We start from the raw sequence: 2,016 nt of genomic DNA, 5'->3' as shown, positions 1-2,016 counted from the left end.
TCACATTGATAAATTCCATTTTTTACTCCAATAATTGATGGTTCAGATTCTAAAGTTATGGGAATGTATCTTTTCATTTCTAATTGTTGCCAACGGTCTTGTGTATGATTAGTGGCGTGTTTCAGCAACTAATTTAGCAAATACAAACCGAATAGAAAATCCGCGAGGATTTTCGTAAGTAGGCGAGAACTAGCCATTAATTATACACGGTGTTGGCGTTAGTTTTTTAATTTTTTTATTCCGTTTAATATTGATTCAGCTTCTGGTTCATCTCCATAATAATAGTTATTTGGGTCGTATTTATAGTTTTTATTTGTCGGGTAAATTCCGTTCATTTTAGCGAACGAGTGATAGTAAAAATCAACTTCAGTATTTGTACTGTCATTACAAATAGTCACCTCGTATTCGGGAACGTATTTTCTTATTTCTTTTAATTCGTTTTTCGAGAAATTTATAGTGTCAAATTTTCTAAAAGTCTCAACTTTGGTAATGTAATTATCATTTAAGTGATATATAGTTTTAAATGGCATTTCACATTCAGTTGCCTCCATTGGTTGTCCATTTGAATATAACCGTTCAGTTATTCTGTCGGTTTGATATTCGTATTCAACGATTGTCGGAAGATAACAAAGTCGGTTTTCAAGAACTTTTCCATTTTTCGTAAATTCCAATTTTAACACTCTGTTTTTTGAATCGATGGTTTCCCTTATTTGATATGGGTTTTTGTCATTGTCGGAATTCCATTTTTCAACATTCCAACTGCTTGCGGTCGGATTGAATTCGTGAATCAAGATTTTTTCAGTTGTTTTATCACAACTTATAAGTATAATTATTAGTAGGAAATATGATGTAAAGTTCTTCATTCTTAAATTAACGCCAACGTTTATGTGTAAGGAACGTTGCGTGTTTGTGTGCGAGGATTTTCCGAAGGAAAATCGGATGCAAGCAAGCAAAGCAACGACCAAACGGTTGAACTAAAATAAGCAATGTTTTTTACACGGTGTTGGCTTTTGTGCTTTTTGTCCGCTTAATAATTCTATGCCGCATTTTTGGTTTTCCGTTTGTTTATTTTTTCGAGTTTGAGTTAATTCTTTCGATTTTCAATTCCGCAAACCTGCTCAAATTCCGATTATGTTATTGTTCGGTAGAGTAGAAGTCAGACGTTTTTTTTTGCGTTTTGTTCTGTTGTCCGTTTTTCCATTTTTTTGTCAATTTCCGCACAACAGTTTTTCTGAGTTATCTTGTCTAAAATTCTAAAATAAATTCTGAAATAAAACCAGGCTTTTGTCAGTTGCGCAAACTTGCTCCAGCATTAAAGCCAACGGTTACGTATATGGAAAGTTGCGTGTTTGTGTGCGAGGATTTTCCGAAGGAAAATCAGAAGCAAGCAAACAAAGCAACTAACATTGGTTAAGCTAAAACTAGCAATTTTTTATATACAATGTTGGCAACTGGCTTTTATTTATATATTTTCTTTCGTCCATAGATTTTCGGAATTTTTAAAGTCCAACGAAATCCATTGTTAGTATTTAATTTTGTCCATTTTTCATTAAAATACTCGCAAGTAAATGAGCTAAATATTAGTCCATTTTTTTGAATTATACGAGTTTCAAATTCCGATAAATTTTTTATAGATTCCAGAATGAAATTTTCAATCCACGAATTCCATTCCTTGTCCGAAGTATTTATTTTTTCAGCAGATTGGTGCCAAAAGTACGCGTTAATATCCGAGTTTAGTTTTGCTCCTATGTCAACAGTCGTTAATAAAGACTCAATCGATATGAAAAAAACATAGTCGGTATTTTTTTCAGTCGAAAATTCTAAATAGACTTCATTATCCGATTCTTTTTCCAAGAATTGAATATTCTGATTTTTATTTAAAATTATTTCTTTTAATTCGGAAACGGTCATTTTTTTCAGCTGTCTTGTCCTGAAATATGGCTACAGGTTAAAATTGAATTTACGCTGTTTTTAAATATACCATATTTGGTGTTTTATAGTCTAAAGATAAATGTA

General features: G+C 31.9%; 2 protein-coding genes. Both read right to left on the bottom strand.

Going from position 1 to position 2,016, the window contains the following annotated elements:
- Window positions 1-218 precede the first annotated feature (218 nt).
- Window positions 219-791 (bottom strand): hypothetical protein, encoded by a 573-nt coding sequence (locus LX78_RS14665; RefSeq protein WP_146192610.1) that lies wholly within the window; start codon window positions 789-791, stop codon window positions 219-221.
- Window positions 792-1,458: 667 nt separating this feature from the next.
- Window positions 1,459-1,854 (bottom strand): hypothetical protein, encoded by a 396-nt coding sequence (locus LX78_RS14660; RefSeq protein WP_146192609.1) that lies wholly within the window; start codon window positions 1,852-1,854, stop codon window positions 1,459-1,461.
- Between the last annotated feature and the right edge of the window lie 162 nt (window positions 1,855-2,016).

It is taken from the genome of Xanthomarina spongicola (genome assembly GCF_003148645.1).
GTDB lineage: Bacteria > Bacteroidota > Bacteroidia > Flavobacteriales > Flavobacteriaceae > Xanthomarina > Xanthomarina spongicola.
The sequence above is the reverse complement of the archived record's forward strand: the minus strand, read 5'-3'. Positions and strand labels throughout refer to the sequence as shown.